General features: G+C 36.9%; 18 protein-coding genes. 13 read left to right on the top strand and 5 right to left on the bottom strand.

Features of this window, described 5'->3' with window-relative positions; all coding sequences use genetic code 11:
• Window positions 1-10: 10 nt before the first annotated feature.
• The gene (locus tag JG537_RS01405; protein ID WP_074564150.1) at window positions 11-775 is read right to left on the bottom strand and encodes an amino acid ABC transporter ATP-binding protein; all 765 of its coding nucleotides are present in this window, start codon (window positions 773-775) and stop codon (window positions 11-13) included.
• 311 nt (window positions 776-1,086) lie between these two features.
• Between JG537_RS01405 and yycF the strand changes: the two genes are divergently transcribed.
• The 5 genes from yycF to smc all read left to right on the top strand — a co-directional run bounded on the left by yycF (window position 1,087) and on the right by smc (window position 8,594).
• A complete protein-coding gene (gene yycF / locus JG537_RS01400; protein ID WP_074481427.1) occupies window positions 1,087-1,797 on the top strand; it encodes a response regulator YycF in 711 nt (236 codons plus the stop codon).
• Window positions 1,790-3,142 carry a cell wall metabolism sensor histidine kinase VicK gene (vicK, locus tag JG537_RS01395; protein WP_199542727.1) on the top strand — a complete coding sequence of 451 codons (1,353 nt, stop codon included), beginning with the start codon at window positions 1,790-1,792 and terminating at the stop codon, window positions 3,140-3,142. The genes yycF and vicK overlap by 8 nt, the downstream gene beginning before the upstream one ends.
• On the top strand, window positions 3,143-3,952 hold the full coding sequence (locus JG537_RS01390) for an MBL fold metallo-hydrolase (RefSeq protein ID WP_132869857.1): 810 nt from the start codon (window positions 3,143-3,145) through the stop codon (window positions 3,950-3,952).
• 264 nt (window positions 3,953-4,216) lie between these two features.
• On the top strand, window positions 4,217-4,903 hold the full coding sequence (gene rnc / locus JG537_RS01385) for a ribonuclease III (RefSeq protein ID WP_199542716.1): 687 nt from the start codon (window positions 4,217-4,219) through the stop codon (window positions 4,901-4,903).
• 151 nt (window positions 4,904-5,054) lie between these two features.
• Window positions 5,055-8,594, top strand: a complete 3,540-nt coding sequence (gene smc, locus JG537_RS01380) for a chromosome segregation protein SMC (protein WP_199542714.1) — start codon at window positions 5,055-5,057, stop codon at window positions 8,592-8,594.
• A 40-nt stretch (window positions 8,595-8,634) separates the two neighbouring features.
• On the opposite strand, the gene JG537_RS01375 is transcribed toward smc, so the two are convergent.
• Window positions 8,635-9,444 carry a DUF6287 domain-containing protein gene (locus tag JG537_RS01375; RefSeq protein WP_199542705.1) on the bottom strand — a complete coding sequence of 270 codons (810 nt, stop codon included), beginning with the start codon at window positions 9,442-9,444 and terminating at the stop codon, window positions 8,635-8,637.
• Window positions 9,445-9,633: 189 nt separating this feature from the next.
• On the opposite strand from JG537_RS01375, the gene JG537_RS01370 reads away from it, so the two are divergent.
• From JG537_RS01370 to ftsY, 3 genes are read left to right on the top strand one after another with little or no spacing between them, the layout of a single operon-like run.
• Window positions 9,634-10,431, top strand: a complete 798-nt coding sequence (locus JG537_RS01370) for a Cof-type HAD-IIB family hydrolase (RefSeq protein WP_199542702.1) — start codon at window positions 9,634-9,636, stop codon at window positions 10,429-10,431.
• Window positions 10,431-11,252 carry a Cof-type HAD-IIB family hydrolase gene (locus JG537_RS01365; protein WP_199542693.1) on the top strand — a complete coding sequence of 274 codons (822 nt, stop codon included), beginning with the start codon at window positions 10,431-10,433 and terminating at the stop codon, window positions 11,250-11,252. The genes JG537_RS01370 and JG537_RS01365 overlap by 1 nt, the downstream gene beginning before the upstream one ends.
• 40 nt (window positions 11,253-11,292) lie before the next feature.
• On the top strand, window positions 11,293-12,594 hold the full coding sequence (ftsY, locus tag JG537_RS01360; RefSeq protein ID WP_199542685.1) for a signal recognition particle-docking protein FtsY: 1,302 nt from the start codon (window positions 11,293-11,295) through the stop codon (window positions 12,592-12,594).
• Between the two features lie 212 nt (window positions 12,595-12,806).
• On the opposite strand, the gene JG537_RS01355 is transcribed toward ftsY, so the two are convergent.
• From JG537_RS01355 to JG537_RS01345, 3 genes are read right to left on the bottom strand one after another with little or no spacing between them, the layout of a single operon-like run.
• Window positions 12,807-13,619, bottom strand: a complete 813-nt coding sequence (locus JG537_RS01355) for a TIGR03943 family putative permease subunit (RefSeq protein ID WP_199542683.1) — start codon at window positions 13,617-13,619, stop codon at window positions 12,807-12,809.
• Window positions 13,616-14,521 (bottom strand): permease, encoded by a 906-nt coding sequence (locus tag JG537_RS01350; protein WP_199542681.1) that lies wholly within the window; start codon window positions 14,519-14,521, stop codon window positions 13,616-13,618. The genes JG537_RS01355 and JG537_RS01350 overlap by 4 nt, the downstream gene beginning before the upstream one ends.
• Window positions 14,522-14,526: 5 nt before the next feature.
• Window positions 14,527-14,661 carry an SPJ_0845 family protein gene (locus JG537_RS01345; RefSeq protein WP_199542678.1) on the bottom strand — a complete coding sequence of 45 codons (135 nt, stop codon included), beginning with the start codon at window positions 14,659-14,661 and terminating at the stop codon, window positions 14,527-14,529.
• Window positions 14,662-14,847: 186 nt separating this feature from the next.
• On the opposite strand from JG537_RS01345, the gene JG537_RS01340 reads away from it, so the two are divergent.
• From JG537_RS01340 to lgt, 5 genes are all read left to right on the top strand, one after another.
• The gene (locus JG537_RS01340) at window positions 14,848-16,980 is read left to right on the top strand and encodes a Tex family protein (RefSeq protein ID WP_199542675.1); all 2,133 of its coding nucleotides are present in this window, start codon (window positions 14,848-14,850) and stop codon (window positions 16,978-16,980) included.
• Window positions 16,967-17,443 (top strand): SprT family protein, encoded by a 477-nt coding sequence (locus tag JG537_RS01335; RefSeq protein ID WP_199542672.1) that lies wholly within the window; start codon window positions 16,967-16,969, stop codon window positions 17,441-17,443. Before JG537_RS01340 ends, JG537_RS01335 begins: the two co-directional genes overlap by 14 nt.
• Before the next feature lie 63 nt (window positions 17,444-17,506).
• Complete coding sequence (locus JG537_RS01330) at window positions 17,507-17,785, top strand: PspC domain-containing protein (protein WP_074481443.1); 279 nt, start codon at window positions 17,507-17,509, stop codon at window positions 17,783-17,785.
• 317 nt (window positions 17,786-18,102) lie between these two features.
• Window positions 18,103-19,032, top strand: coding sequence for an HPr(Ser) kinase/phosphatase (hprK, locus tag JG537_RS01325; RefSeq protein WP_132869972.1), 930 nt, complete (start codon window positions 18,103-18,105; stop codon window positions 19,030-19,032).
• Window positions 19,032-19,814, top strand: a complete 783-nt coding sequence (lgt, locus tag JG537_RS01320; protein ID WP_132869973.1) for a prolipoprotein diacylglyceryl transferase — start codon at window positions 19,032-19,034, stop codon at window positions 19,812-19,814. The genes hprK and lgt overlap by 1 nt, the downstream gene beginning before the upstream one ends.

Raw genomic sequence — 19,814 nt, 5'->3', positions numbered from 1 at the left:
AAGAGCCTCCTTATTGTTGAGAGACATTATCACTGGTGTGATTAATGACTTTGCTCAAGAATTGCTTAGCACGTGGCTCTGTAGGATTATCAAAGAAACCTTGAACATCGGTTGTATCAACGAGAATTTGTCCTTCAGCCATGAAAATAATACGATCAGCAACTTCACGAGCAAAGCCCATTTCGTGGGTAACAACAACCATATTCATGCCTTCTTTAGCAAGATTTTGCATGACAGCAAGAACATCACCAATAGTTTCAGGGTCAAGAGCTGAGGTTGGTTCGTCAAAGAGTAGAAGTTCTGGCTGCATTGCCAAACCACGGGCGATAGCGACACGTTGCTTTTGACCACCTGATAGCATGCCAGGATATGAATCCTTGCGATCCCACATATTAACGTAAGTTAAGAATTTTTCGGCAATTTGTTCAGCCTCTTCTTTTGATTTTCCTAGGACTTTAATAGGTGCTAAGGTTACATTTTCTAACACAGTTTTATGAGGATAAAGGTTGAAGTGTTGGAAAACCATACCAACTTCTTTACGAAGTTGAACCAAATCTTTAGCAGAAGCGTTAGCTAATTCATGACCATTAACCTTTAAGCTACCTGTTTCGATTGATTCGAGTGCGTTCATTGTTCGGATAAGAGTTGATTTACCAGAACCTGATGGGCCAAGAAGAACTACGACCTGTCCTTTCTCGATTTCTAAGTTAATATTTCTAAGGGCATGATAGTCCCCGTAGTATTTTTCAACGTTTTTAAATTCAATAAGTGCCACACTTGTCTCCTTTTCAAAGATAAGATTTTCTTGTTAGTTTTTCTAACATCTAACAATATAGGTTAGTTTATATTACCACATTGAAATGTTAACTGTCAAATATTTCAGAAAATTTAAATAACTGATTAACTCAAAGAATATTGAATTCTTGCGTCAAATGTTACTTTATGGTTTCAAAAGTGTCCAATGTTTCCAATTAGTATTGAAATTTGATATAATTAGGGGTAGTGGTCATTTTTGTAAATGAAATGACATAGAAATTGTTGTTTGAGAATTTTTATTCTACTGACATAGAATTGAAGAGGTGACATATGAAAAAAATTCTTATTGTTGATGATGAAAAACCAATTTCAGATATTATTAAATTTAATTTAACTAAAGAAGGTTATGAAACTGTAACGGCTTTTGATGGTCGTGAAGCGATTGAAAAATTTGAAGAAGAAAATCCAGACTTGATTATCTTGGATTTGATGTTGCCAGAATTGGATGGACTTGAAGTTGCAAAAGAAGTTCGTAAAACAAGTCATATTCCTATTATCATGTTGTCTGCGAAAGATAGTGAGTTTGATAAAGTTATTGGACTTGAAATCGGTGCTGATGACTATGTAACAAAACCTTTCTCAAATCGTGAATTGCTAGCGCGTGTAAAAGCACACCTTCGTCGTACAGAAAATATTGAATCAGCTGTTGCTGAAGAAAATGCTTCTGCATCAAATTCTGAAATCACCATCGGCGATTTGAAAATTTTACCTGATGCTTTTGTGGCCCAAAAACGAGGTGAAGATATCGAATTAACACACCGTGAATTTGAATTGCTTCATCACTTGGCTACACACATGGGACAAGTAATGACTCGTGAATACTTGTTGGAAACTGTTTGGGGATATGATTACTTTGGTGATGTGCGTACTGTCGATGTAACTATTCGTCGTTTGCGTGAAAAAATTGAAGATACTCCAAGTCGTCCTGAATACATTTTGACACGTCGTGGTGTAGGGTATTACATGAAGTCCTATGAATGATACTTTGATACACAATCCGTATTTTTTTGAACAAGCCATTCTTTTTTTGTTAGCTTTTGTAGCCATTTATTTTATCCATTTGGCCATTAGAGACTATAGAACGTCAGTTAATATTCGTCGTTTAAGCGGTAAGGTTCGAGAGCTGATTACGGGGAAATACACAGAAGATATTATCATTGAGAAAGATAGAGATTTAGCAGAACTTGCTGGTCAACTGAATGATTTGTCGACTGTCTTTCGTTTGGCACAGGAAAATCTTGCCCAAGAAAAAAATCGTTTGGCAAGTATTCTGTCCTATATGACTGATGGTGTCTTGGCAACTGACCGTTCTGGAAACATTACCATGATTAATCAGACCGCTCAGAAACAACTTAATCTTGAGCGTGAAGAAGCACTTGGAATGAATATTGTTGATATTTTAGGTGATGATAGTGATTACACATATCATGATTTGGTATCAAAGACACCAGAAATTGTTCTTAATCGTCGTGACGAGACGGGAGAATTTATTACCTTACGTATTCGTTTTGCTTTAAACCGTCGCGATAGTGGCTTTATTTCTGGGTTGATTGCTGTTTTACATGATACAACTGAGCAAGAAAAAGAAGACCGTGAACGTCGTTTGTTTGTATCTAACGTTAGTCATGAGTTACGTACGCCATTGACATCGGTTAAGTCTTATCTTGAAGCTTTGGATGAAGGGGCTTTGAAAGAAGATATCGCACCAAGTTTTATCAAAGTTTCTTTGGATGAAACCAACCGTATGATTCGCATGATTTCTGATTTGCTTAACTTATCTCGTATTGATAATCAGACAGTGCAATTGGAAGTTGAAATGACTAACTTCACGGCTTTTATGACATCCATTTTAAATCGTTTTGATCAAATTAAGAGTCAACATACGGTTGCTGGTAAGCAGTATGAAATTGTCAGAGATTATCCAATCAAATCAATCTGGGTGGAAATTGATCCTGATAAGATGACGCAAGTTTTGGATAATATCCTTAACAATGCGATTAAGTACTCACCAGATGGTGGAAAAATCACTGTCAGCATGAAAACAACCGAAACACAGTTGATTATTTCGATTTCTGATGAAGGTCTTGGTATTCCTAAGAAAGATTTGCCATTAATCTTCGATCGTTTCTATCGTGTGGACAAGGCGCGAAGTCGTGCTCAAGGTGGTTCTGGACTTGGTCTTGCAATTGCTAAAGAAATTGTCAAACAACATAAAGGTTTTATTTGGGCTCAAAGTACTTATGGAAAGGGCTCAACATTTACAATTGTTCTTCCGTATGAGAAGGATTCTGATATATATGATGAATGGGAGGATGACGAGGACTAGATGTCTGAGAATGCTTTTAAATATAGTGTCTTAGCCTCCGGTTCAACTGGAAATTCATTTTATGTGGAAACTCCACAGAAACGTCTTTTGATAGATGCAGGTTTGACTGGTAAGAAAATTACCAGTCTTCTTGCTGAAATTGACCGAAAACCAGAAGATTTGGATGCTATTTTGATTACACACGAACACTCTGATCATATTAAGGGTGTAGGTGTGCTTGCTCGTAGATACAATCTGGATGTTTATGCTAATGCCAAAACTTGGCAAATGATTGACGATCGAAATATGATTGGAAAACTTGATGTGGCTCAAAAACATGTCTTTGAACGTGGTAAAGTATTGACGTTTGGCGACATTGATATTGAAAGTTTTGGTGTTAGTCACGATGCTGTTGATCCGCAATTCTATCGTTTAATGAAAGATAACAAGTCATTTGTCGTTCTAACGGATACTGGCTATGTTAGTGATCGAATGGCAGGTGTTATTGAGAATGCGGATGGTTATTTGATTGAGTCAAACCATGATGTTGAAATTTTGCGTGCTGGTTCTTATCCATGGAGTTTGAAACAACGTATCTTATCTGACCGTGGACATTTGTCAAATGAAGATGGTGCTGATACCATGATTCGTACCATTGGTAATCGCACAAAGAAAATCTATCTTGGTCACTTAAGTAAAGAAAATAATATCAAAGAATTGGCACATATGACCATGGAAAATAACTTAATGCAAGCTGATTTTGCTGTTGGTCATGACATGACTGTCTTTGATACTTCGCCTGAAGAGGCAACACCGCTGACTGGGATTTAAATGCTAATAAATCAAAAAAGCTATTAGCTGCTGAAAAAAGCAGTTGGTGGCTTTTTTAGTGCTTTAATTGATCATTTAGTTGACACTTTGTCATGTAAATATAATTGTAGGGATTTTTGAGAGAATACCCTTTTTTTGAAACTTTTTGGTATAATAAAATAGTCTATACTAGAAAAAATATTTTAGAATCGCTAAGTGGCTGATTCTAAAGGAAACGCTTTATTGATATAAAATCATAGACTAATTTTTGAAGGGAGATTTATTATGCAAGCTTTAGATACAAAACTTCAGCGAGAATTCGGAATCGTTTTTGAAGATAAAACCTTGCTAGAAACAGCTTTTACTCACACATCTTATGCCAATGAACATCGCCTCCTAAACATTTCACACAACGAACGCTTGGAATTTTTAGGAGACGCGGTTCTTCAACTTTTGATTTCTCAGTATTTGTTTAAAAAATATCCGAAGAAACCAGAGGGTGATTTGTCTAAGATGCGTTCTGTTATTGTTCGTGAAGAATCATTAGCAGGCTTTTCACGTTACTGTGGTTTTGATGAATTCATCAAACTTGGTAATGGTGAAGAAAAATCTGGTGGACGTAACCGTGACACTATCTTAGGTGACTTATTCGAAGCCTTTCTTGGTGCACTTTTGATGGACCAAGGGGTTGAAGCGGTTAATAAATTCTTAAATCAAGTGATGATTCCTCAAGTTGAAAAAGGTAACTTTGAACGTGTTAAAGATTATAAAACAACACTTCAAGAATTATTACAAGGTCATGGTGATGTTACTATTGATTACCGTGTTTCAAATGAATCTGGACCTGCGCATGCTAAAGTCTTTGAAGTGACTGTGTATGTCAATGACGAAGCTAAAAGTAAAGGAATCGGAAAATCTAAGAAATTAGCTGAGCAAGATGCTGCTAAAAATGCGCTTGCCACTCTTCAATAAGACGTTTGAAAGGAATTCGTAAAGGCAAATGTCCAACCTGCCTAGGTCATATGATACGTGTTTGACGTAGCCTAGAAGACGATAAGAAGGTCTGTTAAGCTCTTCTTAGTTGTTAGCTCGGGAAGGTCTTTGCCTTTTCATCTCTCATTTTATGTATTTAAAAGAAATTGAAATGCAGGGCTTTAAGTCCTTTGCAGACAAGACAACAATTGAATTTGATAAGGGAGTTACAGCTGTTGTAGGTCCAAATGGTTCTGGTAAATCTAACATTACCGAAAGTTTACGTTGGGCACTTGGGGAATCTTCTGCCAAGAATTTACGTGGTGGCAAGATGCCAGACGTCATTTTTGCTGGAGCTGAAAACCGCAAACCATTGAACTACGCTCAAGTTGTTGTTAGTTTGGATAATTCAGATGGTTTTATCAAAGATGCTAGAGAGACGATTCGAGTAGAGCGTCATATCTATCGTAACGGTGATAGTGAATATCTGATTGATGGACGTAAGGTTCGTTTACGTGATATTCATGATTTATTCATGGATACTGGGCTTGGACGCGATTCGTTCTCAGTGATTTCACAAGGTCGTGTTGAAGAAATTTTCAATAGTAAACCTGAAGAACGACGTGCTATTTTTGAAGAAGCTGCTGGTGTTTTAAAATATAAGACACGAAAAAAAGAAACACAAACTAAGCTCCATCAAACCCAAGATAATTTGGACCGTTTGGACGATATTATTTACGAATTAGAAGCTCAAGTGAAGCCTTTAGAACGTCAGGCACAAGTTGCTAAGGAATTTATGAGCTTGGAAGAAGAACGTAAACAGCTTCATTTGAATATCTTAGTGGAAGATATCCAAGCTGATAAACTGCGCTTAACTAGCTTGAGAGAAGATTTAGCTGGTATTCAATCAGACTTGTCAGCTTACTATGAACAGCGCCAGCGATTTGAAAAGCAAAATCAATCTTTAAAAGAAAAACGCCATCAATTATCTGAAGAAATGGCAGATAAACAAGCAGGTTTGGTTGATATAACTAAAGTAATTTCTGACCTTGAACGCCAAATGGATTTGATTGCGTTAGAATCAAGCCAAAAAGAAGAGAAAAAACAAGCAGCAAGTACTCAATTAGCTGACTTAAAAGCTAGTCAGGAAAGCTTACGAGAAGAACTAGCTCAAAAAGAAAATCAGTTAGCTCAATTAGATGAGCAGTTGACGCAAACAACAGCAACTATCCAAAAATTACAAGCTGAATTAGATCGCTTCTCAACTGATCCTGATCAAGTCATTGAAAAATTGCGTGAAGAATTTGTTAGCTTGATGCAAAAAGAAGCTGACCTTTCTAACCAATTGACTATGACGATTGCTGATATTGACAATCAAAAACAATTGTCAGAATCAAAATCTGAAGAATTGGCTCAAACACAAGCTAATTTGGCTGAGCTAAAAGCAAGTGCTAAAGAAGCTCTTGAAAACTTTGAAGCGTCACGTGAACAAGTCAAAGAATTGCTTGATGCCTATCAGAAGCTATTTGCTAAAACAAGTCAGCTTGAAAAAGATTATCAAGCAGAACAATCTAAGATGTTTGATCAGTTAGATATCATTAAATCTAAGCAAGCTCGTCAGTCAAGTCTTGAATCTATTCTTAGAAATCATAGTAATTTTTATGCTGGTGTCAAATCAGTCTTACAAGCTTCAGGTCAGCTTGGCGGTATTATTGGTGCGGTTAGTGAACATTTAAGTTTTGATCGTAAGTATCAAACAGCTCTTGAAATTGCGCTAGGTGGTTCAAGTCAACATGTGATTGTTGAAGATGAATCAGCAGCTAAACGTTCAATTGCTTTCTTGAAGAAGAATCGTCAAGGACGTGCAACTTTCTTACCACTGACGACCATCAAACCACGCCATTTGTCACAACAAAATCATGGCATTTTGTCTTCAAGTCAAGGTTTCCTTGGTATGGCTAGTGACTTGGTTTCATTTGATAACCGTTTAGAAAGTATTTTTCAAAATCTTCTTGGTGTAACGGCAGTTTTTGATACGGTTGATAACGCCAATAAAGCTGCGCGAGCACTGCATTACCAAGTCCGCTTAGTAGCTTTGGATGGTACTGAAATTCGACCAGGTGGATCATTCTCTGGTGGTGCTAATCGTCAAAATAACACCACATTTATCAAACCAGAACTAGATAACCTTGTTGCTGAATTAAAAGACCTTCAAGTAAAACAAGTCGAGCAAGAAAAACATGTTCAAGGCCTTCACGAGGCTCTTCTAGCTAACAAAGAAGAATTGGCAAGCTTAAAAGCTCAGGGAGAAGAAGCTCGTTTTGCTGAACAAAAAGCTGAGTTGGAATACCAACAACTTGCTGAACGCTTGAATGATGTTAATCAACTTTGTCAACAACTTCAAGAAAGTGAAACGGACAGCGGTTCAACTGATTTGGAATCTCAAAAAGCTCACTTTGAAGCAGAATTGACAAAAGTGGCTGAACGTAAACAAGAGTTGACAAGCGAGATTGAACAAATCAAAGAAAATAAAAATACTATTACACAAAAAGTTGAAAATCTTCGTCAACAATTATCACAAGCAAAATTGCAAGAACGTGAATTGTTAAGTGAACGTAAGTTTGAATCAGCTAATAAGACACGACTTGACATTAGCTTAGTTGAAAATAAAGCTGAGATAGCAAAATGCGAAGATTTACTCGCCTTTCATGCTAGTGATCAAGAAGTTGAAAACTTGCCGCTTTTGAAAAAACAACATGATGAAGCAGTGGAACGAAAAGCTAGCGAAGAAGAACGTCTAGTGAGCCTTCGATTTGAGTTGGAAGATTGTGAAGCTAATCTTGAAGAGCTTGAAGAGCAAGTCACTAAAGAAAATCAAAAAAATGAAGACTTGATTCGTAAACAGGTACAGGTTGAAGCACAAGTGGCTCAAGTTTCTGAACGTTTACGTGGTTATAACCATGATTTGACTGAAGACTATCATTTGACTCTTGATGAGGCAAGAGAAGCTAGCCAAGTTGTTGAAGATATGGCAGCTGCTCGAGAACGTCTTCAAGACTTACGTCGTCGTATTAAGGCGTTAGGTCCAATTAACTTAGATGCTATTGCCCAGTATGATGAAGTTAATAATCGTTTGACTTTCTTAAACAGTCAAAAAGAGGATTTGGTTCATTCGAAAAATCTTTTGCTTGATACCATTAATGACATGGATGACGAAGTGAAGTCTCGCTTCCAAGTGACTTTCAATGCTATTCGTGATTCATTTAAGCAAACCTTTACTCAAATGTTTGGTGGTGGATCTGCTGATTTATCATTAACAGAAGGTGATTTGTTAACAGCAGGAGTTGAAATTTCGGTTCAGCCTCCAGGTAAGAAAATTCAATCATTGAACTTGATGTCTGGTGGGGAAAAAGCTCTTTCGGCTTTAGCTCTGCTATTTGCCATTATCCGCGTCAAAACTATCCCATTTGTTATTCTGGATGAGGTGGAAGCTGCGCTTGATGAAGCAAATGTGAAACGTTTCGGGGATTATCTCAATCGCTTTGATAAATCAAGTCAGTTCATCGTTGTTACTCACCGTAAGGGAACAATGGCTGCCGCTGACAGTATTTATGGGGTAACTATGCAAGAATCAGGAATTTCACGTATCGTATCCGTTAAATTAAAAGATGCAGAAAATCTTGTAGAATAATTTATAGATAAAAGCCCAACATTTGTTGGGCTTTTTGTGTTTATTCTTCACTTGTTACGTCATTTTGAGCATTTTCTTGACTCTCACTTGCTTGTTCAGCTCTTGTTTCTGTCTCTTGTTCTGGCGTATTTTCAGTGTCTTCTTCTTGTTCAGCTTCTTTTTTGTCATCTTGTGTGACTTTGCTATAGTTATCAGAAATTTTGTAAAAGACGCTATTTACGAATTGTTGTGTTGATTCATAGTCGAAGCGGCTAAGCTGTGCAGCAAAGAGACGATCGCGACCATAATCTGATGGATCGGTATCTGTAATATTGAAATGCCAATTAGGAATTTGATTGCCAGCAGCGTAGTAGTACAAGATAAATCCGCCAGTTAACGAAGTAACTTGCGAAATAGCTTCTCCTTTATCATCATAAGTCAAAGCTGATAAGGTTAATCTTCCATCTTTTGAAACCAATCCTTGTGGAGAAAATTCAAACGTATAACCATTGGCATCTTGCCATGTTCCTGCAAGACTTGAAAAGTCACCTTGAGCTAACGCTGCAAAATCAAATTGGCTAGCTTGTTTGCTAACTTGGCGTGAATTAACGATATTTTTGCCGTCCTTGACTAAATCATCAGTAATCTTTTTTTCATTTGGCAATTGGAATAAATCAAGTCGTTTATCGACCTGTTTTTTCTTAGCAGATTTAGATGCTTTTTTATTAGAACTTGTTTTATGGGTGAGATGGTGATTAGTTTGTGCTTTAGCTTGCTTGTGGTGAGAGTGATTGTTAACAGCTAAAGCAATTCCGCAAGCTGTTAAGACTAATAAGCCTGAAATCCAAAAATAGTGGTTGTTTTTTTTCATTATAGTTTACCCCTTTTATTATTCTTCTTAATAATATATTCGAAAAAATTTTTAAAAAACTGGCTTTTTTTCAAAAAAAATTTAAAAAATATTTTTGCTAGTGATAAGTCGAAAAGAATGGATTATTAGCAGGAAAAAGTTGGCGTTTTTTGCTAGAATAGAATTATGTAATTCATGAGGGAGATAGAAATGATAAAACTTGTTGCGACAGATATGGATGGAACCTTTTTAACTAGTAAAGGTTACTTTGATGGTCATCGTCTCCATAATGTCCTCGAAAAATTTGAAGAAAATAATATGCTTTTTGTAGCAGCTAGTGGGCGTTCTCTATTGGCTTTGGAAAAAATGTTTCAGCATCATGCTGATAAAATGGCTTTTATTGCTGAAAATGGTACTTTGGTTAAAGTTGGAAAAGACATTGTTTTTGAATCTGGCTTAACCAAACCACAATTTTTGGAAATTGTTGATACTTTGATTGAAAGTCCTTATATGCTTGGACACGATTTTCTATTGTCAGGTGAAAACGGCGCTTATTTGCACCCAGATGCTAGTGATGAATACCTTGAGTTTATTAGTCATTACTATGAAAATGTCCAACGTGTTGATGATTTGGCAAATGTGATAGATAATATTTTGAAGGTTACGGCTAATTTCTCTGAAGACACTGTCCGTAAAGGAGAAGCTTGGTTTAATGAACGCATTGATTATGCACAAGCCGTGACTACTGGTTTCAAATCAGTTGACATTGTTCTTCGCGATGTTAATAAAAAGACAGGGCTTCAAGCACTTTGTGCTGCTTATGGCATGAAAGCATCAGAAATTGTAGCTTTTGGTGATAATCTCAATGACTTTGAAATGCTTGAATTTGCGGGAACTGCAGTAGCAACCCAAAATGCTCGTAAAGAAATTAAAGAAATTTCAAGTGAAATCATCGGACACTGTGATGAAGAATCTGTTATGACTTACATGGAAGGATTAGTTGATTAATGGCAGATATCAAGTTATTAGCCTTGGACCTAGATGGCACACTTTTTAATAGTCAAAAAGTTGTAACACGAGAAAATAAATTAGCCCTCAGAGCTGCGCGTGATAAGGGTGTTAAAGTGGTTATCACGACCGGTCGTCCCCTAAAAGCAATTAGTGGGCTCCTTGAAGAGTTGGATTTGATTTCTGATGATGATTACCTCATCACTTTTAATGGTGGTTTGGTACAGAAGACAAATGGAGAAATCCTAGCTAAAAGTGAGTTGACTCGCGATCATCTTCATTTGTTATACAGTCATTTGGAGCCACTTGCTCTCCCATTTGATGTGCTTAGTGATGGCATTGTTTATAGTTTAGCTTGTCGTGGTAATGAATCTCATTATCCGCAAGCTAATCCGACACTTGATTTTGTTAATGTCAATAGCTTTGCTGAAATTCCAGAAAATGTGATTTACAACAAAGTGGTCAGTGTGACAAATCCAGACTTTTTGGATCAACAACTCTTAAAATTGCCAAAAGAACTACATCAACATTTTGAAATTTTTAAATCACGTGATATTATAGTAGAAATGATGCCTAAAGGTGTTCATAAAGCTGCTGGTTTAAATCAATTAGTAGGGCACCTAGGATTAACATCAGAAAATGTTATGGCTATGGGTGATGAAGAAAACGACCTTTCCATGTTAAAATGGGCTGGGTTAGGTGTTGCTATGGCAAATGGTGTTGCAATCGCAAAAGAAACAGCAGATGTTGTGACAAGTCGTACCAATGATGAGTCTGGCGTAGCAGAAGCTGTTAAAAAATACATTTTAGATGCGAAGTAGAAAGGAAAAGAAAACTGACTTGTTTTCTTGGTAATATAATATGGGATTATTTGATCGTTTATTTGGAAAGAAAAAGGATACAAAAGAGCTTGTTGAAGAGCAAGAAACAGCTCAAAACCTTGAAGAAACTGTAGCTGATGAGAAAAACGAAGTAGCAGAAGAAACTGAGGCTGAAACACAAGTTACAGATACAGTAGAAACTGTGGAAGACTCTGAACAAGTTTCTGCAGATGCTGCTAGTCAACCTGAAGAAGTCAAAGAGGAATCAAGCGCAGATTTTTCTAGCGTTATGGCTGATTACTATGCTAAAAAGGAAGCTGTAAAAGAAGCAATTGATCGTGGTGAAACAGTTGAGTTTGAAGCTGTCGATACTCGTCAAGATGAACCAAAAGAAGAAGCTACTTCACAAGCGGTTGAAACAGAGGAAGAAAAATACAATCGCAGCCTTAAGAAAACTCGTACTGGTTTTAGTGCTCGTTTGAATGCTTTCTTGGCTAATTTCCGTCGTGTGGATGAAGATTTCTTTGAAGAGCTTGAAGAAATGCTTATCCTTTCTGATGTCGGTGTTAACGTAGCGACACAATTAACAGAAGACCTTCGTTATGAAGCCAAATTAGAAAATGCTAAGAAAGCGGATGATTTAAAACGTGTCATCATTGAAAAATTGGTTGAAATTTATGAAAAAGATGGCGTTTTTAATGAAAAAATCAATTTTCAAGATGATTTGACAGTGATGCTCTTTGTCGGTGTTAATGGTGTTGGTAAGACAACCTCAATCGGTAAACTTGCTTACAAATACAAAAATGAAGGTAAAAAAGTCATGCTTGTTGCTGCTGATACCTTCCGTGCAGGTGCGGTGGCTCAGCTTGCCGAATGGGGACGCCGTGTGGGTGTTCCAGTCGTGACTGGTCCTGAAAAAGCTGATCCAGCTTCTGTTGTTTTTGATGGAATGGAAAAAGCCGTTGCTGAAAATGTTGATGTTTTGCTGATTGATACTGCTGGTCGTTTGCAAAACAAAGATAATTTGATGGCAGAACTAGAAAAGATTGGTCGTATCATTAAGCGCGTGGTACCAGATGCTCCGCATGAAACACTTCTTGCTTTAGATGCTTCAACAGGTCAAAATGCACTTAGCCAGGCTAAAGAATTCTCTAAAATTACACCATTGACAGGTCTTATCTTAACTAAAATTGATGGAACTGCTAAAGGTGGTGTCGTTCTAGCTATCCGTCAAGAACTTGATATCCCAGTTAAATTCATTGGTTTTGGTGAAAAAATCGATGATATTGGTGAATTTGATTCTGAAGACTTTATCCGTGGTCTCCTAGAAGGGATTATTTAAAGACATGCTTAATTTTGTTAAAGCACATTTATCGACAATCCTTTTAACTTCGTCGACATTGGTTTTAACTCTGATTTATTTAGCAGAAAGTAAGTGGACTATCATGTTAATTTGGGGAGCTTTTACCTTGATTAACATTGCTAGATTAGTTTTTGCTTATAAAAAGCATTCATAAAAAAACACCTTCCAAATTGGAAGGTGTTTTCAATTCTCTAAAAGACACGGTAAACGTAAGGATTATCAGGAGTATCAGTTTCTTTTAGTTTTGAAATATGTAAAACAGGTAAAGTTTGTTCCAAGGTTTTATCGTACTCAAGGCTAATAGTTCCTGTCGCGGTAATCCAAGCATTATTCGGATAATTTGAGGTATTACCTGTTGTTAAAAGTCCATAAACGCCAGAGTCAGCGATGCAGTGGATGATTCCGAAACGGAAGAGAAATTGATAACCCTCATGTCCTGGTTCATTGTAGACAAATCCAGTATAGGTGATATTTCGTCCAGCAAATTCATCTGGGAAGAGATAAATGAGTTCCATGATTTCCATGTAGTTATCTGTGGTAATCGTCACATCACCTGAACCTTGATATTTCTCCATTTCTTTTCTCATCTCTTTGTCGTAAGCAGATGAGGTGAAATAAAGGCTAGTATCGGGTTTTAAATATTGAACACGTGTCCCGTCCTCACTGACAGTCCCGACAGAACCAGCGGCTAGTGGGAAATGATATCCTTTAGCTGAAACCGTTGTTGAATCAAGACTTACTGTAGGTACTAAAAGTCCGATAAAAACAGGAATAACTAGAATCATTGGGCTGGTAATCTTAGCAAATTTTCCATGTAAATGGCTGTGCATTTTCATATCTTTTACCCAGACAATCAGTTGGACAATTGCCAAAATAAATGACAGAACCATAGAAATATAAGCAAGATAAGCATAATGGGTATTGATGTACTGGTTCAATTTTCCTGAGATTTGTAAATACATGGTCAGTTCAAAATAACCAGCTAGAATTAGAAATCGAATCATCCAATCACCCCCACAAGCATACAGTAAATCACAATCATGATGACAGATACACTAATGAACTCAACAATAAAGCGAACTTTAAATGATTTTAGCATCATCATGAGATTTTTGATATCAACCATTGGACCAATCAAAAGAAAGGCAAGAACCGGTGCAGTCCCAAACGTAGAAAGAAGTGAAGCGCCGATAAAGGCATCTGCTTCACTACAAAGTGATAGGATGAAAGCTAGAAGCATCATAATGAGAATAGCTGTTAAAGAGTTGCCACCGATTTTGGTTAAGATATGTGTCGGTAGATAGATTTGCATAGCGGATGCTATCAGAGATCCAAAGACTAAATAACGTCCAGTGTCGAATAACTCATCAATAGCATGTCCAAGAGCAAGAAAAATTTTTCTATGCCACGGCTCGCCTGAGTAATTATGGATATGACAAGGTGCCGCATTTTCTTTTAAAATATTATCGTCAACGACAAATCCAAGCATAATACCAAGTGTCATGGCAACGATGATGGCACCAAGTAGCCTTAATCCAAGAAAGCGCCAGCTATTTCCAAAGGCAGAATAGGTCGCAAATAGCACAATAGGATTGATAATAGGTGCAGTCGCTAGGAAAGGTATTGCAGTATAGCTTGGAACTTTCTTTTCCAGGAAACGTGTGATAATAGGGACAATCCCACATTCACAAGATGGAAAAACAAAGCCGACAAAGGTTCCAAAAACAATTCGTAGGAATTTATTTTTAGGAAGGAAACGTTGAACTAAATCTGGTGTTACGTAGACTTCAATGAAACCAGAAAGAATGTTTCCCAGTAAAACAAAAGGAAGTGCCTCAATGATAATGGAAATAAAAATTGCAAACCATTGTAAGACATTAGCCGGTAATTGATTAAAAATGTCCATAAAACTTAATGAGTCGCTTTCTTCGCTTCTTTATCCTTGCTTTCCTTTTCTTTTTCAGGGTCGCTAGAGACTTTTGGAAAACTTGCAAAACTTGCAAACATTGACTCTAAATCGTCCTGACGTTTATGAGTGATAGCCATTATTGGGCACCTCTTTTCTAAATATAGTCACCAGTTATTATACTATCATTTAAAAAAATCATCAAAAGCTAAGCGGATATTTATAAGAATGAATTTGATAAAATTCGGTAAAACTTAAGTTAAATATCATCAATAAATCAGTAAAAAACACAGATTTAACCGTTTTTTTGTTATAATAGATAAGCTATGAAAAATGAAATTATACAAAAAATTGCTCAAGACTTAAGTATTAAAGAGAACCAAATTGCCAAAGTTCTCGAGTTAACAAACGAAGGAAATACCATTCCTTTTATTGCTCGTTATCGTAAAGAAATGACTGGTAATCTGGATGAAGTTCAAATCAAAGCAATCATTGATTTGGACAAAAGTATGACAGCTTTAGCTGATCGAAAAGCAACAGTTCTTGCAAAAATTGAAGAGCAAGGAAAAATGACAGCTGAACTAAAAAAAGCAATTGAGGCAGCTGAAAAATTAGCTGACGTTGAAGAACTTTACCTTCCTTACAAAGAAAAACGTCGTACTAAAGCAACTATTGCCAGACAAGCAGGGCTATTCCCATTAGCGCGATTAATTTTGCAAAACAAAGCTTCTTTAGAAACAGAAGCCCAAGACTTTATAACAGAAGGATTTGAGACAGCTGATAAAGCTATTGCCGGCGCTTGTGAAATTCTCATTGAATCATTCTCAGAAGATAATCGCCTTCGTTCATGGGTTTACAATGAAATCTGGTCATATAGCTCAATCGTCTCAAGCCTTAAAGACGAATCAGCTGATGATAATAAAACTTTCCAAATTTATTATGATTTCTCAGAGAAAGTTTGTAAAATTCAAGGCTACCGCATTTTAGCTCTTAATCGTGGTGAAAAATTGGGAGTTCTGAAAGTTGGTTTTGAACACAACATCGATAAAATGGTGCGTTTTATGGAATCTCGTTTCAAAAATAAAAATGCCTATATCGAAGATGTCATCGCGAAAACCATTAAGAAAAAAATTGTTCCAGCTATGGAACGTCGTATTCATAGTGAATTAACAGAAAGTGCTGAAGATGGCGCTATCGCACTTTTCTCAGAAAATCTTCGTAACCTTCTTTTGGTTTCGCCTCTAAAAGGTAAAATGGTCTTGGGATTTGACCCAGCCTTTCGTACAGGTGCCAAGCTAGCAGTTGTTGACCAGACAGGAAAATTGATGACAACTCAAGTGATTTATCCTGTTCCACCAGCTAGCCAAGCTAAAATTGAACAATCTAAAAAAGATTTGGCTGAATTAATCCGTAACTATGGCGTTGAAATTATTGCTATTGGAAATGGGACAGCAAGTCGTGAAAGCGAAGCTTTTGTGGCAGAAGTCCTAAAAGGCTTTTCAGACGTTTCTTATGTTATTGTCAATGAAAGCGGAGCTTCTGTTTATTCAGCTTCTGAGTTGGCACGTCATGAGTTCCCAGATTTGACTGTTGAAAAACGTTCAGCTATTTCAATTGCACGTCGTTTGCAAGACCCGCTTGCGGAATTGGTTAAAATCGATCCAAAATCAATTGGGGTTGGACAATATCAACACGATGTCAGCCAGAAAAAATTAGCAGAAAATCTTGATTTCGTCGTTGATACCGTGGTTAACCAAGTTGGGGTTAACATCAATACAGCAAGCCCAGCACTTTTATCACACGTTTCAGGACTTAATAAGACAATCTCAGAAAATATTGTCAAATACCGTGATGAAAATGGCCGTATCACTTCACGTGAAGAAATTAAGAAAGTTCCTCGCTTGGGAGCTAAGGCTTTTGAGCAAGCCGCAGGTTTCTTGCGTATTCCTGGAGCTGAAAATATTCTTGATAATACAGGAGTTCACCCAGAGTCGTATAAAGCTGTTGAACGCTTGTTGAAAGAATTAGGGATTACTGACTTGGATGATTCGGCTAAAGCAAAATTACAAGCTGTTTCTATTGAAGAAATGGCTGAAACTATTAATATCGGACAAGAAACGTTGAAAGATATTATTGCTGATCTTCTAAAACCCGGTCGTGACTTACGTGATGATTTTGAAGCGCCAGTTCTTCGTCAAGATGTGCTTGATATTTCAGACCTTGAAATTGGTCAAAAACTTGAAGGAACTGTCCGAAATGTCGTCGACTTTGGAGCTTTTGTTGATATTGGGCTTCACGATGATGGCTTGATTCACATTTCACAAATGAGTAAATCTTTTGTTAAACACCCTAGCCAAGTTGTTTCAGTTGGGGATGTGGTGACAGTTTGGGTTTCAAAAATTGATAAAGAGCGTGAAAAAATTAATCTTTCATTGGTAGATTTACGTGAATTTAACTGATTACGTCAAAAGAGTATCACTAGAAGATTTTGGCAAAGAATTCCGTCATATAGCTGTTTGGAATAGTCGTTTACGGACAACTGGCGGTCGATTTTTTCCTGCTGATGGTCATCTTGATTTTAATCCCAAGATATTTGAGACATTTGGAAGTGATATTTTCCGAAAAATTGTTCGGCATGAACTATGTCACTATCATCTATACTTTGAAGGAAAAGGCTACAAGCATACTGATGCGGATTTCAAGCAGTTACTGCAAAAAGTAGATGGTCTTCGCTATGCTCCATCAATGACAAGAAATGAGCATTTTCATTATTATAAATGTCAAAAATGTGGACAAAATTATCACAGAAAACGTCGCGTTAATACCCAAAAATACCGCTGTGGCCGTTGTCACGGAAAATTAATCAAAGTAGAAGAGACAAGTTTTTTTGAAAAAAATCCTGCTTCTAAAAATCAGTCGTAAGGCTGATTTTATTTTAGAAGGGATTAGGTATAATAGTTATAGTAAAAGAAGGAAGGGATAATGGTGAAATCAGCTCTTTATAAACAGCGAAAAAATAAACTGGTTTGTGGTGTTTGTGCCGGAATTGCTGATAAGTTTGGCTGGGATTTACCGTTAACACGTGTCCTGGCAGCATTGTTAATGTACTTTTATGGTTTTGGCATTGTGCTTTACATCCTCTTAGCAATTTTTCTTCCTTACAAAGAAGATATTACACGTGATCAATATGGTACTGGTCCGCGTAGAAGAAAGGATGCTGAAGTTGTCGATGATGACGATGACAATGACGGCTGGTTCTGGTAATCACTGACAGATTGAGTTTTTAATGTTGCAGTCAAAAAGACTAGATAAGTATAACAGGAACTTATTGCAGTCTTAAGAAACAAGAAAAGGTTTGGAAATTTCTAAGCCTTTTTTATTATTTCGTGAACGTAGTGGCTAATAATTAATCTTTGAAAACCCTGCGTGAGCGCTTACTTTTTAGCATGATTATGATATAATAATGAAAAAAGAGGAAAAGGATTGAACAGAATTGTTAAATCATTGAAAATGGACTAGTTCCCTATTTTTGATGTTTTCAATTCATTTACATTTTTTGTAAAAAGTTCATGGTATGAGACATGTCAGTTACTGTAAAAATGTTAGTAGACAAGGTAAAACTTGATGTTATCTACGGTGATGATGACTTATTATCAAAAGAGATTACAACGTCAGATATTTCACGTCCAGGTCTTGAAATGACTGGCTATTTTGATTATTATTCACCAGAGCGTTTGCAACTTTTGGGAATGAAAGAGTGGTCTTATCTCACAAAAATGACCTCACATAATCGTCGTCATGTTTTGAGAGAAATGATAAAGCCAGAAACACCAGCCCTTATTGTGGCACGTAATTTGGCCATTCCAGAAGAAATGATTACTGCTGCTAAGGAAAAAGGCATTGCTATTTTACAAAGTCATGTGCCAACTAGTCGCTTATCTGGTGAAATGTCATGGTATCTAGATTCTTGTTTGGCAGAACGTACTAGTGTTCATGGGGTTCTAATGGATATATATGGCATGGGGGTTTTGATCCAAGGTGATTCTGGTATTGGTAAAAGTGAAACTGGTCTTGAGTTAGTTAAACGTGGTCACCGTCTTGTGGCTGATGACCGTGTGGATGTTTTTGCTAAAGATGAAGAAACACTTTGGGGTGAACCTGCTGAGATTCTACGTCATTTGCTAGAAATCCGTGGTGTTGGGATTATTGATGTGATGAGTCTTTACGGTGCGAGTGCTGTTAAGGATTCTTCACAAGTTCAATTGGCTATCTATCTTGAAAACTTTGAATCAGGAAAAGTCTTTGACCGTCTTGGAAATGGTAATGAAGAACTTGAATTGTCAGGTGTTAAAATCCCACGTCTTCGCATCCCAGTTCAAACTGGTCGAAACATGTCTGTTGTTATCGAAGCAGCTGCTATGAACTATCGTGCTAAACAAATGGGATTTGATGCTACTAAGACATTTGAAGAACGTTTGACACAATTAATTACCAAGAATGAGGAAAATTAATGATTAATCCGATTGCGATTCAAATTGGTCCGTTTGCTATTCGTTGGTACGCTCTTTTCATTGTGTCAGGTATGCTTCTTGCTGTTTACTTGGCCATGAAAGAAGCCCCTCGTCGAAAGATTATTCCTGATGATATCTTAGATTTTATCTTGGTTGCTTTTCCTTTAGCTATTATCGGAGCTAGATTGTATTATGTTATCTTTGATTGGCAGTATTACACTAGCCAACCTTGGACAGAGATTTTTGCGATATGGCATGGTGGTTTAGCCATTTATGGTGGATTGATTACTGGAGCGATTGTTCTATTTATCTTTTCTTACTACCATGCGATTAACCCGCTTGACTTTTTGGATATTGCTGCTCCTGGGGTTATGATTGCGCAAGCTATTGGTCGTTGGGGAAACTTTGTCAATCAAGAAGCTTACGGTAAAGCTGTTAAAAGCCTCAATTACTTACCAGATTTTATTAAGAATCAGATGTACATTGATGGTAGTTATCGGGTTCCGACTTTCTTATATGAGTCGCTATGGAACTTACTTGGTTTTATCATTATTATGAGCGTAAGACATCGTCCACACTTCTTAAAACGAGGTGAAGTGACATTCTTTTATTTGATTTGGTATGGTTTTGGACGTTTTGTGATTGAGGGGATGCGAACTGACAGTTTGATGTTCCTTGGCATGCGCGTGTCACAATGGTTGTCAGCGATATTAATCTTGGTTGGTTTAGTGATGATTGTATGGAGAAGAAAGCAAAAAGACATTCCATACTATCAAGAATAG

The organism is Streptococcus vicugnae, from assembly GCF_016461705.1.
GTDB lineage: Bacteria > Bacillota > Bacilli > Lactobacillales > Streptococcaceae > Streptococcus > Streptococcus vicugnae.
Note: the sequence above shows the minus strand (reverse complement) of the source record. Positions and strands in the feature narration are given on the sequence as shown.